This is a genomic window from Streptomyces sp. SM11 (genome assembly GCF_002910905.1).
Taxonomy (GTDB): domain Bacteria; phylum Actinomycetota; class Actinomycetes; order Streptomycetales; family Streptomycetaceae; genus Streptomyces.
Genome location: NZ_NEUE01000255.1, coordinates 1 through 2,339, shown reverse-complemented (window position 1 = coordinate 2,339; position 2,339 = coordinate 1). Strand labels below are relative to the sequence as shown.

General features: G+C 71.8%; 1 protein-coding gene and 1 pseudogene. Both read left to right on the top strand.

The features are described from left to right. Nucleotides 1-145: 145 nt before the first annotated feature. A pseudogene (locus B9S58_RS39505) lies at nucleotides 146-711 on the top strand (helix-turn-helix domain-containing protein); the annotation flags it as partial. Then, nucleotides 694-2,088, top strand: coding sequence for a gamma-glutamyltransferase family protein (locus tag B9S58_RS27535; RefSeq protein WP_258045100.1), 1,395 nt, complete (start codon nucleotides 694-696; stop codon nucleotides 2,086-2,088). The pseudogene B9S58_RS39505 and the gene B9S58_RS27535, both read left to right, overlap by 18 nt. Nucleotides 2,089-2,339: the final 251 nt, after the last annotated feature.

Sequence of the window (2,339 nt, the reverse complement as noted above, 5' to 3'; positions counted from 1 at the left end):
GGCTCTCCTGTCATATGTGTGGGGGCTCTGAGCTGGGCTGATACGTGAAACACGCCGCTCTCTGTGAACCTTGAGGTGTCTAGCAACAAGGTTGATCAAGCAGAGAAGCGGCGTGTCTATCTTCAGCATATGGAAGCGGACCCTGATGGTCGAAAGGCCGTGGTCGAAGGGGTCCGCTTCGACGGGAACGAACAGTGCGTGATCGTGTCGGTACGGCCCGAAGCGCGGCGGCGGCAGCGGTGTGGGATCTGTGTCCGGCCCGCGTCCTGGTACGACGGTGGCCGGGGACGGCGCCGGTGGCGGGCCCTGGACCACGGTGCGGTGCGGGTGTTCCTGGAGGCTGATGCGCCTCGGGTGGCCTGCCGGGAGCATGGGCCGACGGTCGTCGCGGTGCCCTGGGCCCGTCATGGTGCCGGGCACACCCGCGCTTTCGACCAGCGGACCGCGTGGCTGGCCGCGGAGTGCTCGAAGTCCGCGACGGCGGTGTTGATACGGACGTCCTGGCGGACGGTGGGCCGGATCGTCGAGCGCTACGTCGCCGACCGCGACGGGGCCGTCGACCGACTGGCCGGGCTGCGGCGGGTCGGGATCGACGAGATCTCCTACAAGCGCGGCCACCGCTACATGACCTGCGTGGTCGACCATGACACCGGACGAGTGGTGTGGATGGCCGACGGCCACGGCAAGGACGTCATGGACGCCTTCTTCGACCACACGCCCGGCACTCCGGCCACCTGGGCGCGGGCTCTGGACGCGTGGGGCAGCAAGTCCCTGCGTTCGCTGCTGAAACCGGCCGAACGCCTGGCCCGGGACGGCTTCGTCGTGGACGACACCTTCCGCTCGCAGACGGCCGCCAACCAGGCCCGGTTCGCCGACTTCCCGGCCTCCGCGAAGCTGTTCCTGCCGGGCGGTGAACTGCCCGTCGTCGGCTCGGTGTTCAAGAACCCGGACCTGGCCCGTACGTACGAGAAGCTCGGCCGCGAGGGCGTCGGCGCGCTGTACCGGGGTGAGTTGGCCGACGACATCGTGCGCACCGTGCGCAAGCCGCCCGTCGACCCGGACGCCACCCGCGTGGTGCGGCCCGGCGACCTGACCCGCAAGGACCTCGCCGCCTACCGGCCCCTGCGCCAGGACCCGACCAAGGTCCGCTACCGAGGCCTGGACGTCTACGGCATGGCCCCCTCCTCGTCCGGCGGCACCAGCGTCGGCGAGGCCCTCAACATCCTGGAGTCCACCGACCTTTCCCGGGCCGGCCGGGCCCAGTACCTGCACCGGCTCATCGAGGCGAGCCGGATCGCGTTCGCCGACCGGGGTCGCTGGGTCGGCGACCCGGCGTTCGAGGACGTGCCCACGAAGGAGCTGCTGAGCCGGCGGTTCGCCGATGCGCGGGAGTGCCTGATCCGGGACTACAAGGCGCTGACCAGCCCACTGCCGCCGGGCGGCCCGCGCAACCCCGAGCGGTGCGGCAGCGGCGGCAGCGCCGTGCCCACGACGTTCGAAGGCGAGAACACCACGCACCTGACGACGGCCGACAGGTGGGGCAACGTCGTCGCCTACACCCTGACGATCGAGTCCACCGGAGGCAGCGCCATCACCGTGCCCGGGCGTGGCTTCCTGCTCAACAACGAACTGACCGACTTCTCCTTCGCCCCCGCCGATCCGGCCGTGCACGACCCGAACCTGCCGGGCCCCGGCAAGCGACCGCGCTCGTCGATCTCCCCGACCATCGTGCTGAAGCACGGCAAACCGGTGCTCGCCCTCGGCTCGCCGGGCGGGGCCACGATCATCACGACGGTGCTCCAGTCGCTGACCGGACACCTGGACCGAGGGCTCCCGCTGGTCGACGCGATCGCCGCGCCGCGCGCCAGCCAGCGCAACGCGCCGACGACGGAGATCGAGCCGGACCTGTGGAACAGCCCGGTCCGCGCCGAACTGGAGAAGCTCGGCCACGCCTTCAAGCAGAACCCGGAGATCGGAGCCGCCACCGGGGTGCAGCGGCTGCCCGACGGCCGCTGGCTGGCGGCGGCGGAAAAGGTGCGCCGGAGCGGTGGCTCGGCCATGGTGGTGCATCCGGGCGGCGGTCACTGAGCCGGCCGGACGAAGCAGTGGCGGCGGGGCCGGTATCACGCGACGCAGCGCGCGGTACCGGCCCCGCGGCCTTGGCGTGCAGTCAAGTGGACCCGTACGGGGGTCCCTCGGTCTACGGAAAGGGTCCCTCCGCACCATGCGCACCCGCATGCTCGCCCTGACATCCGCCGCCTGCGGCGCCGCGCTCCTCGGAGCGGCGGCCCTGCCCGCGTCCGCCACCGGCCCCGGGGCCGGTGGCGGACGCGGGCAGG